Genomic DNA, 18720 nt, shown 5'->3' with positions numbered 1-18720 from the left:
GGTTTGGAGATCGTGGAACGTTCCACCGGGGTTTTCGCGCCGCAGTGGCGGCTCACCAGCATCGGTATCGCCGTGGCCATCAGCCTGTTCGCGTTCGAGGGGTTGGCGGTCGCGACCGCGATGCCCTCGGCGGTGCGCGAGCTGCGCGGGCTCGCCTACTTCGGCTGGTCCTACAGCGCCTTCCTGGTCACGAACCTGATGGGCCTCGGCGCGGCGGGCCAGTGGTGCGACCGAGTCGGTCCGCGCAGGCCTCTGCTCACCGGCATCGCCGTGTTCACCGCCGGACTGCTGGTGGCGGGAACCGCCGTGAACATGGCGATGTTCGTCCTGGGCAGGGGCGCGCAGGGGATCGGCGTCGGGCTGGCCTCGACCGCGGTGTTCAAGATCGTGGCCACCGCCTACCCGCCGGAACTGCGCCCCCGGGCCCTGGCCATCATCTCCGCGGCCTACGTCTTGCCGGCGCTGATCGGGCCGGTCCTCTCGGGCACGATCACCGCGCACGCCGGGTGGCGCTGGGTGTTCCTCGGTCTGGTGCCGCTGGCGCTGGCCTGTGGAGGGGCGCTGCTCCGTGCCCTGCGCATGTCGCCCGCACCCGGTAGCGCCCCGGCGGGCGGGTTCCGCAGCGCCCTGTTCGCGCTGCTCGCGGGGGGTGGAGTCGTCGTGCTCCAGACGGGAGGGGACGCCGCCGTCGCCGGGCGGACGCCGCTGGCCGTGCTGCTGCTGGTGGCCGGTCTGCTGGCGCTGGTGGCGGGGCTGAGGGAACTGCTGCCCCGGGGGGCGGCACGGCTGCGCCGGGGAGTGCCCGCTGTGATCGCGGTGCGCGGCCTGCTGGCGGGGGCGTTCTACGCCCTGGAGTCCGTCGTGCCGCTGACCCTCGCCACGCTCCACGGTTTCGGGACCGCGGCCGCGGGCCTGCCCCTGCTGGCGGGATCCATCGGCTGGTGGGCCGGGGCCCAGGCGCAGGGCCGGATCACCAAGATGGCGAGGCCGTCGCTGCTTCGGCGAGGTCTCATCGCCCTGGTGTGCTGTTTCGTGGGCATGACGGCCCTGTGCCTGGACGGGGCTCCGGGGTGGCCGGTGTACCTGCTGTGGATCGTGGGCGGACTGGGCATGGGGGTGTGCGTTCCCACCACCGGTGTACTCGTACTCGAACAGTCGGCCGAGGACGAGACGGGAGCGAACTCGTCGGCCCTGCAGATCAGTGACGTGACCGCGGCCGGGCTGGGCACGAGTGCGGCCGGGGTGCTCGTCGGCGCCAGCGAGGCCGGGCACCTGGGGTTCGGCGCCGGGATGGGGGTGCTCGGCCTGGCGGCCGCGGCCGTCTGCGCCGCCGCGGCGGTGGGCGCCTCGCGCACCGCCCCCGCGAGGCGGAGTACCGCTGTGGGCTGAGCCGATGAGCCCCGTGCGCACGAGGAATCGGCTGGCATGTCTCGCCGTTAGGTTGCTAGCATGACCCGCATGTCTACTCCGCGTGTTTCCTAGCGACCGACCCCGCCTCAAGGGACAGGTCTGCCTTCAGGAAGCCACGGAGAGTATTCATTGATTACAGCTTCTCATGTGGATGTGCGGGTTGGTGCACGTCTGCTGCTGTCGGACGTCAACTTCCACATCTCCCCCGGTGACCGGGTCGCCCTCGTCGGGCGCAACGGAGCGGGCAAGACGACGCTCATGCGCACGGTGGCGGGTGAACTGCGGCCCGCCACCGGGAGCGTCAAGGCGACCGGGCCGGTCGGGTACCTCGCACAGGACCCGCGCGGAGCCGATCAGAACCAGAGGGTCATGGACCGGGTTCTGGCCGCCCGCGGCCTGGACCGCGTCATGGCCGCACTGCGCGCCGCGGAGACCGCCATGGCCGAGGCCCGGTCCGACACCGAGCGGGAGCGGGCCATGCGCGCCTATACCAGGGCGCAGGACGAGTTCGACGTCCTGGGGGGATACGCGGCCGAGGCCGGCGCCGCGCAGGTGACCGCCGGCGTCGGGCTGCCCGACCGGGTACTGACACAGCGGCTCGGTGAACTGTCCGGCGGGCAGCGCAGGCGGGTGGAGTTGGCGCGCATCCTCTTCGCCGAGCAGGACACGCTGCTGCTCGACGAACCGACCAACCACCTCGACGCTGACTCCGTCGCCTGGCTGCGTACCTTCCTTTCCGGGTTTTCCGGCGGCCTGCTGATGATCAGCCATGACACCGACCTGATCGCGGCCGTGGCGAACCGGGTCTTCCACGTCGACGCCGAACGGCTCGCGATCGAGGTGTACAACACCGGTTGGCGGCGCTACCAGGCGGACCGCGAGGCCGCCGAGCGCAGGAGGGTCAGGGAGCGTGTCAACGCCGAACGCAAGGCGGCGGCGCTGCGCGCGCAGGCGGAGAAGATGCGGTCACACGTGGCGACCGCGGTGGCCGCGCGGAACATGGTCCGGCGCGCGGACACCATGCTGCGGGAGCTGGAGCCGGCCCGCAGGGCCGAACGCGTGGCCCGGGTGCGGCTGCCCACCCCGAAGCCCTGCGGCCGCATCCCGCTGGCGGCGGTCGGCTTGGCCAAGTCGTACGGCGAGCACACGGTCTTCGACGGAATCGACCTGGCCGTCGACCGGGGCAGCCGGCTGGTCGTGCTGGGACTCAACGGCGCGGGCAAGACCACACTGCTGCGCGTCCTGACCGGCGAGGAGCGGCCCGACCGGGGGCGGGTGGTGCCGGGACACGGCCTGCGCCTGGGGTACTTCGCCCAGGAGCACGACGCGCTCGATCCCGCCGCGACGGTGTTCCAGTCGCTGTCGTCCTCGGCCCCGGGGCTGACCCACGGCGAGGTGCGACAGGTGCTGGGCGCGTTCCTGTTCCGGGGCGACGACGCCGACAAGCCCACCGGTGTGCTCTCCGGCGGCGAGAAGACCCGGCTGGCGCTGGCGTGTCTCATCCACTCCGGCGCGAACGTGCTGCTGCTCGACGAACCCACGAACAATCTGGACCCGGTCTCCCGCGACGAGGTCCTGGCCGCTGTGGGCGAGTATCCGGGCGCGGTCATCATGGTCACCCACGACCGCGGCGCGGTGGAGGCACTCCGCCCCGACCGGGTCCTCCTCCTGCCCGACGGGGAGGAGGACCTGTGGAGTGAGGAGTACGCCGACCTGATCTCCCTGGCCTGATCCCGGACCACGGCACGCCGCCCGGTCCGTCGGGACCGTGTCCCTCCGGGCCCCTGCCGGCGGAAGACCATACGGCCATACCCGGTCCTTGTGGACCGGCCGATTAGCTGAGGGAGCACCATGCCCGACCTGAAAGGCCGCACAGCACTGGTCACCGGTTCCTCGCGCGGGATCGGCCGCGGCATCGCCGAACGGCTGGCGGCGGACGGCGCCCTTGTGGCCGTCCACTACGGACACGACGAGCAGGCGGCCCGGGAGACCGTGACGCACATCCGCGAACGCGGCGGAGAAGCGTTCGCCGTCGGCGCCGACCTCTCGACGGTCGCCGGAGTGGACGGCCTGCTGGCCGAGGCCGGCTCCACGTTCGCCGACGGCGGCAGGGACAGACTCGACGTGCTGGTCAGCAACGCGGGCTTCAGCACGACGTTCTTCGAGGCCACCACCCCCGAGATCTTCGACAGGCTGTTCGCGGTGAACGCCCGGGCACCCTTCTTCCTGGTGCAGCGCGCGCTGCCGCTGCTCGCCGACGGCGGCAGGGTGGTGTCGGTCTCCTCCGCGGCGGTCCGGGTGGCGGTGGCGGACGTGGCGTACACGATGGCCAAGGCCGCGGTGGTGGCGATGAACCGGACCCTGGCGCACCTGCTGGGCGAGCGGGGCATCACGGTGAACACCGTGGCCCCCGGGGCCGTGGACACCGACCTGACCGCGGCCGAGCGGCGGGAGCAGCCGGAGACCAGGCAGGTCATCATCGACATGACCGCGCTCGGCCGGATCGGCACCCCCGCCGATGTCGCCGACGTCGTGGCGTTCCTCGCCTCGGACGACGCGAGGTGGGTCACCGGACAGCTCATCGAGGTCAGCGGTGGCCTGTTCCTGGGGCTGCCCCCTGGCCTCGCACACTGACCGCGCCCGCCGACCACGGAGAGGAGAGCCCGTGTTCCCGGGCCGTGTCCGCGAAGTCCCGCCGAGCCGCCCCCGGCACCAGACGCCGCGCGCTGCTCCGCGGCGACTTCGCGGACCCGACCTAGTGGGACTCGCCGAGCCAGCCCGCGTCCGACGGTGCGTCACATCCGACGAAGGAGTTGACGAAGGCCTCCGCGGCCCGCTCGTCGGCGGCGGTCCGCGCCAGGTCGTCGAGGAACTCCGCGGTGAAGGGACGCAACTCGGCTTGCTCGCAGGTGTAGGCGAAGGCCGCGAGCCGCTGCGCATCGCGGGTCGCGGCATAGCCCGCCAGCGCCTCGTCGAGCCCGACCGCACCCGAGAGCCCGGCGTCGAGGGCGTCGGCGAGCACGGCGGCGTCGGCGAAGGCGTCGGAGATCCCCTGAGCCGAGACGGGATCCTTGTGGTGGCCGGCGTCCCCGGCCAGGACCCATCCCGGGCCGTGGGCGTGCCTGCGGGCATTGCGGACGGCTGCGGACCGGGGCTGGGACACCAGGTCCGCGCTCGCCAGCACCCGGCCGACCTCGGGGACCTCCGTCAGGGACGACATGTAGAACTCATCCAGCGCCGAACGCCCCGGGCCGGGAGCCTCCTCGGGAGGGAAGACCAGCGAAACCACGGTGAGATCGCAGTTCGTCGGCCACAGGGAGATGCCGCGCCGACCGCGGAACACCACCCGCACCCCCCGTTCCGCGACCCCCGTCCAGTAGCCGTAGAGGCTGCGTGCGAGAACCCCCCTGTCCTCCAGGACCGGGGCCTCCACCAGGCGGGCGACCGTCGAGTTGCGGCCGTCGGCCCCGACCACCACGCGGGCGTGCAGGCCGGCGGGCCCGTCCGGGCCGGTTCCCCGTACCCCCGCCACCCTGCCGTCGACGACGATGAGACCGGTGACCGCGAAGAGTTCCCGCAGCCGCGCCCCCTTGGCGCGGGCCTCGGCCACCAACAGGGCGTCCAACTCGGTCCGCCGGGGTGCGTAGGTCACGGCTTCCGTCCCCGCGGCCCTCGGTCCGCCCGTCACCACCCGGCCCTCGAAGTCGAGCGAGGCACTTGCGATGGGCGGGCATCCCGTTTTCTCCAATGCCGGAACAAGCCCCCATGCGCGGAGTTGTTGAACACCCGGCCACCGGATCCAGTGCGTGGATACCGTATCGGTTCCGATGGGATTTTGATCAACCAGCTCCACCGCGTAACCGCGTTGGGAGAGAAGCATTCCCAGCGGGGCACCAGCACACCGCGCGCCCACGACCAAGACATCGTAAGGGTGATCTGCCGTGCCTAATTGATTAACGCTCAACACTTTCCTTTCTTCGCGACAAAGTCGACTCCAGTGTTCGCGCAACTCGCACCGGTCGATGGGCGATGCAGTGAAATGCTGCCTAAAGCAGCAGGTCAGATGCGCTATGGAGGTGCAGTCGACTTGTTGAAAAAGTTTCCGTCACAGATGGCTGATTCGCGCCCGGAAAACCGTCCCCCGCGCGACCACAGATACCCGTCCGGCTACGGACCGACACTCCGCCGCATGGCCTTGGCTCAAATTCTTTTATTGCTTCGGCATTCCGTTGACGCCGCTCGGTGGGCCAACCTAGCATCGCATTATGGTCAGCGATTCGATTCCGCTAATTGCGGCGCGATGTCATCAGCAGACAGATCCCATACACCTGCTCTGTTACTTCGCCCCCGAGGTCGAACAGGAATTGACCTCCGCGGGACTCCAGCCAGGGCACATGGCGTATTTCGCCGGCCGCGCCGCTGCGCTCGGCCGCGCCTCGTCCGCCGCGGTGGCAGCCATGCTCTACAACTTCAACCCCGCCCTCGTCGCCCGCCATCTGCCCAGGGCGTGGGACCTGGCCTCGCCGGAGCGCGTGACCGAGGCCCGTCTGACTGCCGTGGACCGCGCGTTGAGCCGCATCCTCGGCGACGAGGCGGTGGGCAGCCCGGAGGTCGCCGAGGCGGCCGCACTCGCCCGAGTCGCCGCCGAGGCATGCTCCCCCGAGGGACGGCCCCTGTACGCCGCGCACGCCGAGCTGCCGTGGCCCCGTGAACCGCACTTGGTGCTGTGGCACGCCATCACGCTGCTGCGTGAGCACCGGGGCGACGGCCACATCACCGCGCTGGTCGGCCACGGGGTCGGCGCCATCGCGGCGCTGGTCACCGACACCGCCACCGGCAGAAGCCTGTTCGGGGCCCAGCAGCTGCGCGAGCACCGCGACTGGTCCGAGGGGGAGTGGGACGCGGAGGTGACGGCGCTCACCGAATCGGGCCTCCTGGACTCCTCCGGACGGTTGACCGAACCGGGCAGACGGCTGCGTTCCCGGATCGAGGACGCGACCGACGCCGCCGCGGCTCCCCCCTACCGAGCCTTGGGAGCCGAACGCGCGGAACGGCTGATCGCGCTGTGCAAGCCGCTCCACGACGCCGTGGTCGCCTCAGGCGAGCTGCCCGCCAACGACGCGGCGGACCAGCTCGCCCACGGGTGAGATCGAGCCCACCCCCGTCCGCTCGCGCCGGTAGTTCCCGCCGACCACCGGTGCCGACCTGAAAGGAGCATCTCGCACACCACCCGCCAACCGCTGCCCACTCCACCACCTTCCGCTCGCCGTCCCGCTGCGGGTCGTGTCCGTACCGCCATCCGGACGCGACCCGCTCCTCAGCCGGGAACGCCCGGGACGAGCCGCCGGTACCCGGTCCCGCCCGCCCTGCCCCGACCGGCGACCTCAGCAGGTCGTCCGCCCACGCGACCAACCCCCAGCGGAGCTATACGACTCACGCAGTGGAAGTGATCCATGGACGTCACCACACTCATCGACGCGGTCGCACAGATCAAGTGTCAGGCCGACGAACTCACACACCAGGAGGTGATCGACAGCCTCTCCCGCCCGCTCGCGGAGTTCACCACCTCGGCGGAGAACCAGGGCTTCGCCGAGGCGTACGGACCGAGCGGGAACTACACGCGGCTGCTGCTGAACGACCCGCGGGAGCCCTACCAGATCGTCCTGGTGTTCTGGGGTCCGGGACGGGGGAGCCCGATACACGACCACGACGACACGATCGGCGCGGTCAGCGCGCTCACCGGCGAGGCGAAGGAGATCAAGTACGGCGTCACCCGGTGCCAGGGAGAGCGTGTCAAGCTCACCCAGGGCAGCGAGTTCACCATCGCGCCCGGCCGGGTCACCCCGATCCTGCCCGAGGCCGACAAGCAACTGCACCTGATGGTCAACGAAGAGACGCGCTGGGCGGCCACCGTCCACATCTACCTCACCGCGATCCACCGCTACCGGCAGTACGAGCCCACGCCGGACGGCTCTTTCCGCACGGCCGAGACCTCGCTGTGGTTCGACGAGTGCCGGGTCGCGCGCAGGATGCCCACGCGCACCCGTATCTGACCCCGCCGGGGCACACCTCCCGGCCGCCGGGGGCGCGCCACGCCCAGCGTGCGCGTCCGGTCCCGCAGAAAAGGGGTAACGATGGACATGCTCGACGCCGTGGCCCGCCAGGTCCGCCGGGCGCCGGACGCCCCGGCGCTCACCGACCACCGGGGCACCCGGCTGACCTACGCCGAACTCGACTCCGCCGCCCGTGCGGCGGCCGGCGCCCTGACCTCCCTCGGTATACGCCCCGGGGACCGCGTCGGGCTGGTGTTGCCCCGCACCGCGGACCTGTTCGTGCTCGAACTCGCCGTGCTGCTCGCGGGTGCCTGCTTCACCCCGCTGGACCAGGCCCAGCCACCGGACCGGCTGCGCCTGCTGGTGCGGCGCGCCTCCGTGGCGCTGCTCATCACCGACGACGAGGAACTGGCCGGGGACGCCGGCGTCTCCACGGTCCGGCCCGATGGGCTGCCCACCCGGGGCGGCCCCGCCCCGCGCGCTCCGGGCGCCCGCCCGGAGGACCCCGCCTACTGCCTGTTCACCTCCGGATCGACGGGGACGCCGGTGGGCGCCCTGATCAGCCGTGCGGCCCTGGACGTGTACGTCGCCGCGTACGCGCGGCTGGTGGGCGCATCGCCACGAGAGCGCGGAGCGCAGATCGGCTCGCCGGGGTTCGACGTCACCATCGACGAGCTCTGGCCGTTCCTGAGCACGGGCGCATCCGTGCACATCACGTCCGACGCCGACCGCTCGTCGCCCCGCGCGCTGGTGGACTGGCTGCGCGCCAACCGGATCACCCAGACCTACGTCCCCCCGCTGCTGCTGGAGTCGATATTCCGTCTCGACGGCGTGGACCTCGGTGAGGTACGGCTCATCCGCACCGGCGGCGAGCGACTCGCCGCCTACCCACCGCCGGGATTCCCCAGCCGCGTCCTCAATGAGTACGGGCCGACCGAGACCGTCGCCGGCGCCGTGTTCTGCGATGTCTCCGCGTGGCCCGACCGCGGCATCCTGCCGCCGATCGGGACCCCGCTGCCGCACATCAGGGCCAGTGTCCGCGACCCGCGGGGAGCGCCGGTCGCGCGCGGCACACCGGGCGAGCTGTACCTGGGCGGCCCGACCGTCGGCATCGGCTACGTCGGCGACGACGAGCGCACCGCGCGCAGGTTCGTCGAGGTGGGCGGGGAGCGCTGTTTCCGCACCGGCGACCTGGTCCGCGAACTGCCCTCGGGCGACCTGGAGTTCCTGCGCCGCCTCGACGACCAGGTGCAACTCCTCGGGAAGCGCGTCGAGCCGGGCGAAACGGAGAGCGCGGCGGTCGCCCATCCCGCGGTCCGGCGGGCGGCGGTGGCCGCCGCGACGGACGACGCGGGCCGTGCGGAGCGGCTGGTGTGCTTCGTGGAGTGGCACCCGGGGCACGGCGACGCGGACACCGCCGACCTCCGCGCCCACCTGAGCCGGCTGCTGCCCGGCCACATGGTGCCCACCGAGGTGCGCACGGTCGACCGGCTGCCCACGACTCCCGCCGGCAAGATCGACCGGAGGGCGCTGCTGCGCGCCCGGTCGGGTCCGGCACGCCCGGCGCCGACCCCGCAGGCGCTGGTGCCGGTGTGGGAACGAGTGCTGGGCGTCACCGGCCTCACCGTCCATTCCGACTTCTTCCTGCACGGCGGTGACTCGGCGCGGGCGGTGACCGCGGTGACCGAGATCGGTCTGCGGCTGGGCCTGCGGGTCAGCGTACGCGAAGTGTTCGTCCACCCCACCCCTGCCAAGCTGGCCGAGCGGCTGACGGAGGATAAGCAGTGAGCGCAAGCCCCGTGCTCGACATGGTCACGACCACCGCGACCGCCCACGCCGAGGCGACCGCCATCGTCCAGGGCGAGCGGTCGCTGACCTACCGCGAACTGGCGGCGGCCGTGCCCCGCTTCGCGGCGGCGCTGACCGGCGCGGGCGCGTCCCCCGGCGCCCACGTGCTGCTCGCGCTGGACAACCGGCCCGAGTTCGCGATCGCCTACTTCGCCACGGCCGAGGCGGGCTGCACGGTGGAGGCCATCGATCCGGACCAGCCGGACGAGGTACTGCGGCGGAGGCTGGCCGGCGGCCGGCCGGCCGTCGTGGTCACCACGTCGGGACACCCCGTCGCCGCACTCGCCGACTGCCCCGTCCTCACCGTGGACGCCCCCCTGCCCCGGGCGCGGGGGGCGGCGGAGCGCCCGCCGTCACAGGCCAACGGCCCGTGGGTGACCGCTCTCTCCTCCGGCAGCACGGGCGAACCCAAGCGCGTCGTCCGCGGCCAGGCCCACCAGGTCGCGGAAGCGACCAACATCACCGCGACGGCGGGCATCACCGCCGCTGACGTCCTGCTCTGCCCGCTGCCGCTGTTCCACGCCCTCGGACAGTTCTGCTGCCTGCTGGCGGCGGTGCGCTCCGGCGCCACGTTGGTGCTGCCGGACCGGAGCGCCGGCGCGTCGTCGGTGGACGCCGTGGCGCACGCCCTGGCCCGGCACCGCGTCACGCTGTTGATCGCCGTGCCCCAGATCTTCGACGCCCTGGCCGACCTGCCCTCGGACACCCCGGTCGACCTGGGCACGGTGCGCCTGTGCCTGTCCGGGAGCAACTTCCTCGATCCCGCCGTGGCGCGGCGCTTCCAAGCGCGCTTCGGCATCCCCGTGCGCCAGACCTACGGCAGCACGGAGGCGGGCAGCGTCTGCTGGGACGTCGGCGCGGAGCCCTCCCCGGGCACGGTCGGAACCCCGCTGAAGGGCGTACAGGTCCAAGTGACCGACGAGAGCGGCGCCCCACTGCCGCCGGGTGCGACGGGCGAGATCGTGGTGCACGGTCCCGCCGTGGTCAACGACCCCGGAAGCGACCACCACAGAACGGGTGACCTGGGCAGGCTGGACACACGCGGCAGGCTGACCGTTGTCGGGCGGTCCCGGGTCCTGATCGACACCGGCGGGCACAAGGTGAATCCGGTCGAGGTCGAACAGGTGCTGGCCGACCACCCGCTGATCGCCGACGCCGGAGTGGCCGGCATCCCGCTGCCCGGCCGGGGAGCACTGCTGGTGGCGGCGGTACGACTGCGCGACGCGGCCCGGCCCGAACCCCCCGACGTGCTCGCGCACTGCGCACGGCGCCTGCCCCCCTACGCGGTGCCCCAGCGGGTGCGCGTGGTGGCCGAGGTGCCCCGCACCCCGCTGGGCAAGATTCGCCGCGCGGTGCTCGCCGCCAGGCTCGCGGAGGAGCAGGAGGAGACGGAGGCCGGCCTGCGGGAGCGGCTGGCGGCGCTGCCCCCGGACCGGCGGCGCACCGAGGTGTGCGACCACCTGCGCCTCAAGGTGGCCGAGGTGGTGGGCACGACACCCTCAGCGGTGGACCCCGGCGCCCCGCTCCGGGCGGCCGGCGTGGACTCCCTGGCCGCGCTGCGGCTGCGCATGGCCGTGCACAGGGACCTGGGGGTGAGGCTGCCGCTGCCCTCTCTCCTGGGCCCGCGCGCGCTGGCGGAGCTGACCGACGAACTCGTGAAAGGGCTCGACGGACCCGGGGACGACCCCGATCCGGTTTCGCACGGACCCGTCGAGGGCCGCTTCCCGCTGGCACCGAACCAGCTGTCGCTGTGGCACGCCGACAACCTCGACCTCGGCGGATCGGCCTACGTGGTGGCCTTCGCGGCGCGCCTGACCGACGGCTGCGACGTGGCGGCACTGCGGCGGACGTGGACGACCCTGGCCCACCGGCACCCCGTTCTGCGCACCTCCTTCCCGCTGCGCGACGGCACCCCCGTGCAGCAGGTGTCCGCCGGGCCGGAGGTGGACTTCGCGGTCGTACCGGTGCCGCCGGCCTGGGACCGCACGAACCGCGAGGACCTGGTCCGTACGGCGTTCGAGCCCTTCGACCTGGCCGCGCGACCGCCCCTGCGCGTCCGGCTCTACACCGGATGGGCCAAGGGGCCGGTGATGGTGGTGTCCCAACACCACCTGATCACGGACTACTGGTCCATGATCACCATGCTGCGGGAGCTCGCGGTGGTCTACGCGGCGGAGAGCACCGGAGCCGAGGCGTACCTGCCCGCCCCCGCGCACACCTACACCGACTTCGCGGCCTGGTCGCTCACACGGTCCCGGACACCCCAGGGTGCCGAGGACCTCGAGTACTGGGTGCGGCATCTGACGCCCCCGCCGCTACCCGCGGACCTGCCCACCGACCGGCCCCGACCGGTGGTGCGCGGGCAGCGCGGCTCGACGGTGCGCACGGAGCTGTCGCCGGCCCGGGCAGCCGCCGTCCGCACCCACGCCCGCGCCACCGGCACAACCCCGTTCGCCGTGCTGCTCACGGTGTTCCACGTGCTGTTGCACGCCCACACCGGACGCGCCGACAGCGCCGTCGGGGTGAACATCGCGGGCCGCGAACGGCCCGAGTTCGCCGATGTGCTCGGCTACTTCGTCAACCCCGTGGTGCACCGGGTCCGGCTGGCACCGGACCAGACGTTCTCCGCCCTGCTCGACTCGGTCACCGAGACGCTGCTCGCGGCGCTCGGGCACAGCGGCCCCACCTTCCAGGACCTGCTGCAACCGGTCGGCGCACCCCGCGACCGAAGTCGCGCTCCACTGGTGGAAGTCGGCTTCGGGCAGAACACCGCGCACGACCCCGCGCTGAGCGGAGTGGGCGCGCTGCTGTTCGCCGACCGCGACGGCGTACGCGTGCCCCTGGGCCCGCTGACCCTGGAAACGGTCGCGCTGCGCCGCACGGGAGCCGTCTACGATCTGGCGGGCGCGGTCTTCGAGGGCGACGACTCGATCTCGATCACCTGGGAGTACGACGCGGACCTGTTCACCCGGGCCACGGTGCGCCGGCTGGCGGCCCGGTTCGAGACCTTGCTGGACACCCTGCTCGCCGCACCCGACACCGAGCTGGGGACCCTGTCCGCGCCGGCCTCGCGCCCGGGTGGGCTCACCGGAGCGCGCCCCGATGAGCCGATCGCCGACCGCGTACGACGGTGGGCCGAGGCGGACCCCGCGGCCCTGGCGATCGCCGACGGCACGGATACGGCCACCTACGGCGAGATCGACCGGGCCGCGGACCGGGTGGCGGCCGCACTCGCCGTCCACACCGATCCAGACCGCTCCGCCGTGGTGGCCGTGCGGGCCGAACGGGCAACCGGCCTGGCCGCCGCGTGCCTCGGGGTGCTGCGCGCGGGCCTGGTCTGCGCCCCCGTCACCGCACAGGACGACTCCGCCCCCGCCGAGCCGTCCGATGCGGGGGCATCGGCCCTGGTGGACATGGCGGGGTCCGCGGACGCCCCGGGCCCACCCACGGTGCGCGTCCACGGTACGTCCACGGCGTCCGCGCCCCCGGCGGAGCGCCCCTATGGTCCGCGCGGGCCCGCGCTGGTGGTACGCACCAGCGGCACCACCGGCGCCCGACGGCCGATGGTGCTCACGCACCGGGCGCTCACCGGCGCGGTGCGCGACGACGAGCGCGGCGAGGTGTTGATCGCCCATGGCACGGCCGACCGGCTCGCGCTCGACCTGCTCACCGCCCTCGCGGCAGGGAGTACCGCGGTGCCCTTGCCTCCCGCCACGCGACTGGCGGAGCTCGCCCGGGGGCGGGCGGCGGCCTCGGCCCAGGTCACCCCCACCGAACTGGCCGACCTCCTCCGCCGCCTGGACGAGGGCGGCGGCACCCCGCTGGTGCGGACCCTGGTGGTCAGTGGCGAGACCCTCTGCTCGGACCTCGCCGACCGGTGGCGGCACCACGCTCCGCGAAGCCGCCTCGTGCACAGGTACGGCGGTGCCGAATGGGGACCGGTGGTCGCCGAGGAGGAGGTGCCCGCCGGCAAGGCGGCGGCGGTCGTGGAACCGGCCACCGGCATCGTGCCCGTGGGCAGGGCCTCGGCCGATCCACTGCTGTGCGTGGTGGACCCGTGGGGCCGTGCCTGCCCGACGGGAGTGCCCGGGGAGATCTGCGTCGGCGAGACGGACGCGCCGGCCCCGCTCGGCGCGGCACGGGAGAAACCCTCGTTCCGGCACCCGCTGATACCCGATGCCCGGGTACGGCGGACGGGGGACGCCGGCGTGCTCCTCCGGGACGGCAGGCTGCTCGTGCTCGGCCGGATCGCGGAGATTCACTCCGAGCACGGCTACCACCACGCCCCGGCCCGGGTCGAGCGCGTGCTGCGTGGCCACCCGGCCGTACGGGCGGCCACGGCTCCAGGAGGCGGAGCCGGACGGTCCATCGCGGTGGCGGAGACGGACGGTTCGGTGTCCGAGGGGGAGCTGATGGACGTGCTGCGCCGCGAGTTGCCCGCCCATCTGCTGCCCGGACGACTGCGGTGCGAGGCGCGGCTGCCGAGGACGCCGGACGGCAAGGCCTCGCGCGTCCTGCCGGCACCCGCGGACGCCGGCGCTCAGGCGCCCACGCCCGTCCAGGACATGACCGAGGTCGAGGCCGCGCTGGCGAGCGTCTGGCGCGACGTCCTCGGCGTCGGAGACGTCGGCCTGGATGACGACTACTACGCGCTGGGCGGCGACTCGGTGCAGGCCGTGCGGATCGCCACGAAGGCCGCCGAAAAGGGACTGCAGGTCACCCGCCGACATCTGTTCACCCACCCGACCGTCCGGTCACTGGCCCGGGTCACCACCTCGGCCGCCGGGGCGACAAAAGTGAGCGAGACCTTCGCCCGGCGCAGGTCCATCCCTCTGACCCCGGTCCAACGCTGGTTCTTCGAGCTGGAACTGCCCGACGCGAACCACTGGAACCAGTCGGTCGCGGTGCGGGTGCCGCGGTCGCCGGCCTCGAAGACGCTGCTGGCCGCCGTCCAAGCGGTGGCCGACCACCACGGCGTACTGCGTCACCGCTTCCGCAAGCGGGCAACGGATTGGGAGCAGGTCAGCGATCCGACGGCGCAGACCGTGGCGATCGAGGACGTGACGGCATCCGACGACGATGCCGTGTCCGCCGCGATCGACCGGGCCAGACGGGGTGTCGACATCGCCGGGGGCCCGCTGCTGCGCGCCACACTGATCCGAAAGGGGGCAGGCCGGGGCCTGCTGGTCCTCACCGCGCACCACCTTGTGGTGGACGTGCTGTCATGGGGCGTGTTCCTGGACGACCTGCGGACCGCCTGCGCCAACTGCGCCGCGGCAGACCCCGTCCGGCTGCCCCCGGTGCCCGTCGCCTACCACCAGTGGGCACGTTCCCTGCAGCAGCACGCCGACGACCTCGCCGGGCGCCTCGGCCCAGCCGTACGGGACGGCACGCCCGGCGCTCTCCCCGGCCCGCCGCCCACGACGTACGAGGGCGGCACCCGCGTCGTCGAGCGCGCGCTCGACTCGGCGCACACCCGTCCCCTGCTGAAGGGCCTGCGAAGGCGGGGCGCGCACCCGGCTGACGCGGTACTGGCGGCCGCGTCGAGCGCTGCCGCCGCCGACCTGGGCTGCCGCGAGGTCCGCGTCGTAACGGAACTGCACGGTCGGGAAGAGGAGGTGGTCGGCGGTGCCGACCTGTCGCGGACCGTGGGCTGGTTCACCACCCTGGCCCTCGTGCTGGTCGACGCCGCGCCGGACGCCGAGCCGCGCGAGGTGCTCGACCGTGCCCGGCAGGCCCGTGCACGCCATGCCCTCGAACACGCCCTGGTGCGGCACGGCACCTCCGACACCGCCGTCCGGTCCCGGCTCGCCGAGACGGAACGCCCCTGGGTGAGCGTGAACTACCTGGGCAGGCTCGGGTCGGTGTTCGCGGGTACGGCAGGACGGGACGACGACGGCCTGGTGGAGGTCCCGTTGCCGTACCGAGGCGACCGGGGCCCGGCCAACCCCAGGCCATTCCACTGGGAGTTCAGCGCTTACACGGAGGGGGAGGAGCTGAGATTGCGGCTGGCACACGCGGGCGACGGCGACCAGGCGGAACGCCTTCTGGACACCGCCCGCGACTACCTCCGTTCCCTCGCCGCCGTCCTGGACCAGGCAGCGCAGGGGGAGTCGCGGTGAGCGAGAACTGGCTGGTGGACCTCGTGCCCGCCGAGCGGCCGGAGCGGGTGGCGTACCTGTTCCCGCACGCGGGCGCGGGCGTCAGCGCGGTACTGGCACTGGGCCGGGCCCTGGCCCCGGACCCCCACCCGGTGGCGATCCGTCTGCCCGGCAGGGAGGTGCTGCTCGACCACGCTCCGATCGCCGACCTCCCGGCCGTGGCCAAGCGGCTGGCGGACGCCATCCGTACGCATGCGGGCGAGGCGCGGATCATCCTCTACGGCCACTCGTCGGGGTCGGCGCTGGCGTACGAGACAGCCCGTGCGCTGGAGCCGGAGACCGCCCTTCTGCTCGCGGTCTCGGCACAACAGGCGCCGGGGACACCCGTCCGCATGGCCGCCGGGTGCTGGGACTTCCCGGACCACCGGTTCTTCGCCCAGGTCGTCGCGGACGGCTACCTGCCCGCCGAACTGCTCGACACCCCGGACGTCCTGGAGATGGTGGCCCCGGCTCTGCGCGCGGACTACCGGGCGACCTACGAGTACCTCACCGGAACCACCCAGTGGCCACCCGTGGCCTCCCCGATCCTGGCCATCCGCGCCACGGAGGACGCGACCGTCGCCGAGGAGGACATCACCGCGTGGTCGGCGCTGACGACGAGCGGCCTCACGACCGCGCTGATCACCGCCGGGCACAACCTGCTGCGCGACCGTCCGCTGGAACTCGCCGCCGCGCTCCGGCACGCGCTGCCCTGAGCGCCGGGCCCGGCGGCGGGCGGTCAGGGGCTGCGGTGGACGGAAACGGCGTACTCTCCGCCGGTGTAAGGGTTCCGGGACCAGGTGGCGTATCTGGCTTCGAGGTTGAGTCCCGCCGCACGGCAGTGAGCGTCGTAGTCGTCCAGTGTGTAATCGCGGTTCAGCGAGAACCCGGCGACGAGGCGCCCACCTGGATGGACGTGACTCGCCGCCCCGGTCACCAGGGCCGGTTCCGTTCCCGGTGGGGTGAACAGGGGGACGTTGCCCGCCATCACCACCACGTCGAATGACTGTCCGAGGTCGAGTCCCACCAGGTCGTGCCGGTACCAGGTGATCTGAGGCGCGCGGCGCCGGGCGGTGGCGAGCATCGACTCGTCGACGTCCACGCCCGTCACGGCGATCCCGTGGCGAGCCAGCTCGATGGCCACCCGACCGGTGCCACAGCCCGCGTCGAGGACCGTGGTCGGCGCGAAGGAACGGATCAGCGCGGCTTCACCATGGACATCCCCTCCCTCGACTGCGATGCGGTCGAACCGGGCCTGGTACTCCTCACCGTTCCACGTCATGCGATCACCATGGCACACCCGCCGCATCGCCCCAAGGCAGATTTCCGGTGCTTCGTGAACCCCAGTCCGCAGACGGGATGGGGGTCGTACGAACGAGATGCGGACACCACATCGGCTCCTCACTGGATGCCAAGAAGTCCGTTAACGATAACGTTCGGCAACCGAAGAGGCCCACGACTCACCTCCCATGAATCTTCGCGCTTTGTGTGGGCCTTTGACCTCCATATTCATTGCGGTGAAGGGGCTGGCATCTGCTCGCTCCACATCGAGACCCTTGCTATGAACTGAATGGTGTCGTTAACGTCACGCAACGTGCGTTCGGTGACTCCGGAGTTCGGGGGGTCCGCGTGTGCCCTGTGGTTCACATACAGCCATCACATGTGGCCCGATTCGGTGGAGGTGATCAATGTCAGCATCGGGCAGGATCCGTCGTGCGACTGCGCCGCTCGCTCGGCGTGGCTTCTTGCCGGGATGGCCGCCGGCCGGCGCCCTCCTGGTCTCCCTGCCGACTCCGGTGCTGTGCATCTCCGCCCAGCGCTGCTTCGTCAGCAGCCTGAAGATCCACCGCTTACCCCTGCGCACCTCCTCCTCGCCGTGAAGGGAACTCCATGCTGAGATCTCTGCTCCGCCACGCCACCGTGACCGCGGTCTGCTCCGGGCTGCTGTGGAGTGCCGTCCCCGCCTCCGCCCAGTCCTCTCACCACACCCGCCACCCTCACACCGTCCCCTCCGCCCGGTGGGCCGACCGCGCCACCGACGCCTACCGGGCCTTGCAGGCCAACCTCTACCAAGGTCCCGACGCGCACGGCCTGTACCTGGAGCGCACGCCCCGGCGGGCCGGGGACCCGGAGCACTCCTACCTGTGGCCGATGCGGGAGGCCACGGCAGCCGCCGTGGACATGCAGCGACTCCCGAACACCGGCCAGGACTACCGTCGGGACGCGGCCGAGCGCTTCGACACCGTCGAGTTGTACTTCGGCTCCGGTGACCGGCCGGGTTACCAGTCCTACCTGCCCGCCCCCCTGGGATCGGGCGGCGACGTCTACTACGACGACAACGCCGTGGTGGGCTTGAGCGAACTCGACCAGTACGAGGTCACCGGCGGCAACACATTCCTCAACCGTGCCGAACAGGTCATGCCCATCGTCACGCGTGCCTGGGACGACGACAGCACCAAGGCCTGCCCGGGCGGCATGGACTGGTTCGACTCGCCCAACAACAACATCCGCGCCACCAACGTCACCTCGCTGTCCGCCGAACTCGCCGCCAGGCTCTACGAGGACACTCACAACAGTGTCTACCTGGACGCGGCCGAGAAATGGTACGGGTGGGTGTACTCGTGTATGCGGCAGGCGCCGGGCCTGTACGTCAACGACCGCGCTGACGACGGCAGCACCGACCCGACCCTGTGGAGCTACAACTCAGGCTCCATGATCGGTGCGGCTGTCGCCCTCTACCGCGGCACCGGCAACACCGACTACCTGAACAAGGCCGTCGAAGACGCCCGGGCCTCCCTGGCGTACTGGACCCAGGACAGCCGCCTGCACGACCAGCCGGCCATCTTCAACGCCTTCTACTTCAAGGCCCTGCTCGCCCTGGACGCGGTGCGCCCCGACCCCGCCTACCTGCGGGCCATCACCACCTACGCGGACAGCGCGTACGCCACCAACCGAGACGCCGCAACCGGGCTGTTCCGCTTCCAGCCCTCAGGCGGCGGCGACTACGACCCCGCGGCTCCAGCCGAAACCCTCGAGCAGTCCGCCATGGTCCAGATCTTCGCCACCCTGGCCCGTGCCACCCAGCAGGGCCACCACCAGCCGGGCCACCGCCCGCGCTCCTGACACACCGGGGCGAGGCCACGCGAACCCAGCCCTCGACGCAAAGGACACCCACGCGCCATGCCCAAGCCACCGCTGACCCGGCCTTCCTGGTGGGAAACCACTGCTGCGCCGCGACGGCAGGGGCGGACTGCTCCAGTCCATCCGGC

Annotated in this window: 11 protein-coding genes; 9 read left to right on the top strand and 2 right to left on the bottom strand. The window is 72.4% G+C overall.

What is annotated here, in order from left to right:
- Positions 1-12: 12 nt before the first annotated feature.
- From JK364_RS47405 to JK364_RS47395, 3 genes are all read left to right on the top strand, one after another.
- Positions 13-1389 (top strand): MFS transporter, encoded by a 1377-nt coding sequence (locus JK364_RS47405; RefSeq protein ID WP_201857650.1) that lies wholly within the window; start codon positions 13-15, stop codon positions 1387-1389.
- Positions 1390-1539: 150 nt separating this feature from the next.
- Positions 1540-3141: an ABC-F family ATP-binding cassette domain-containing protein gene (locus JK364_RS47400; RefSeq protein WP_201857649.1), complete on the top strand. Its 1602-nt coding sequence runs from the start codon at positions 1540-1542 to the stop codon at positions 3139-3141.
- Positions 3142-3261: 120 nt separating this feature from the next.
- Positions 3262-4044, top strand: a complete 783-nt coding sequence (locus JK364_RS47395) for an SDR family NAD(P)-dependent oxidoreductase (RefSeq protein ID WP_201857648.1) — start codon at positions 3262-3264, stop codon at positions 4042-4044.
- Between the two features lie 121 nt (positions 4045-4165).
- Here JK364_RS47395 and JK364_RS47390 read toward each other — a convergent pair whose 3' ends face one another.
- Entirely contained in the window at positions 4166-5377 is a 1212-nt protein-coding gene (locus JK364_RS47390; protein WP_307841624.1) for an FAD-dependent oxidoreductase, read from the bottom strand.
- Between the two features lie 298 nt (positions 5378-5675).
- On the opposite strand from JK364_RS47390, the gene JK364_RS47385 reads away from it, so the two are divergent.
- The 5 genes from JK364_RS47385 to JK364_RS47365 all read left to right on the top strand — a co-directional run bounded on the left by JK364_RS47385 (position 5676) and on the right by JK364_RS47365 (position 16167).
- The gene (locus JK364_RS47385; protein WP_372462080.1) at positions 5676-6557 is read left to right on the top strand and encodes an SCO6745 family protein; all 882 of its coding nucleotides are present in this window, start codon (positions 5676-5678) and stop codon (positions 6555-6557) included.
- 306 nt (positions 6558-6863) lie between these two features.
- Positions 6864-7463 (top strand): cysteine dioxygenase, encoded by a 600-nt coding sequence (locus JK364_RS47380; protein ID WP_201857645.1) that lies wholly within the window; start codon positions 6864-6866, stop codon positions 7461-7463.
- An 81-nt stretch (positions 7464-7544) separates the two neighbouring features.
- Entirely contained in the window at positions 7545-9251 is a 1707-nt protein-coding gene (locus JK364_RS47375; protein WP_201857644.1) for a non-ribosomal peptide synthetase, read from the top strand.
- On the top strand, positions 9248-15433 hold the full coding sequence (locus JK364_RS47370; protein WP_201857643.1) for a condensation domain-containing protein: 6186 nt from the start codon (positions 9248-9250) through the stop codon (positions 15431-15433). The genes JK364_RS47375 and JK364_RS47370 overlap by 4 nt, the downstream gene beginning before the upstream one ends.
- On the top strand, positions 15430-16167 hold the full coding sequence (locus JK364_RS47365; protein ID WP_201857642.1) for a thioesterase II family protein: 738 nt from the start codon (positions 15430-15432) through the stop codon (positions 16165-16167). Before JK364_RS47370 ends, JK364_RS47365 begins: the two co-directional genes overlap by 4 nt.
- A gap of 23 nt (positions 16168-16190) precedes the next feature.
- On the opposite strand, the gene JK364_RS47360 is transcribed toward JK364_RS47365, so the two are convergent.
- Positions 16191-16733: a class I SAM-dependent DNA methyltransferase gene (locus JK364_RS47360; protein WP_201857641.1), complete on the bottom strand. Its 543-nt coding sequence runs from the start codon at positions 16731-16733 to the stop codon at positions 16191-16193.
- 608 nt (positions 16734-17341) lie between these two features.
- On the opposite strand from JK364_RS47360, the gene JK364_RS47355 reads away from it, so the two are divergent.
- Positions 17342-18574, top strand: coding sequence for a glycoside hydrolase family 76 protein (locus JK364_RS47355; RefSeq protein WP_201857640.1), 1233 nt, complete (start codon positions 17342-17344; stop codon positions 18572-18574).
- The last annotated feature ends 146 nt before the right edge of the window (positions 18575-18720 follow it).

The organism is Streptomyces endocoffeicus (assembly GCF_016741935.1).
GTDB classification, from domain to species: domain Bacteria; phylum Actinomycetota; class Actinomycetes; order Streptomycetales; family Streptomycetaceae; genus Streptomyces; species Streptomyces endocoffeicus.
Note: the sequence above shows the minus strand (reverse complement) of the source record. Positions and strands in the feature narration are given on the sequence as shown.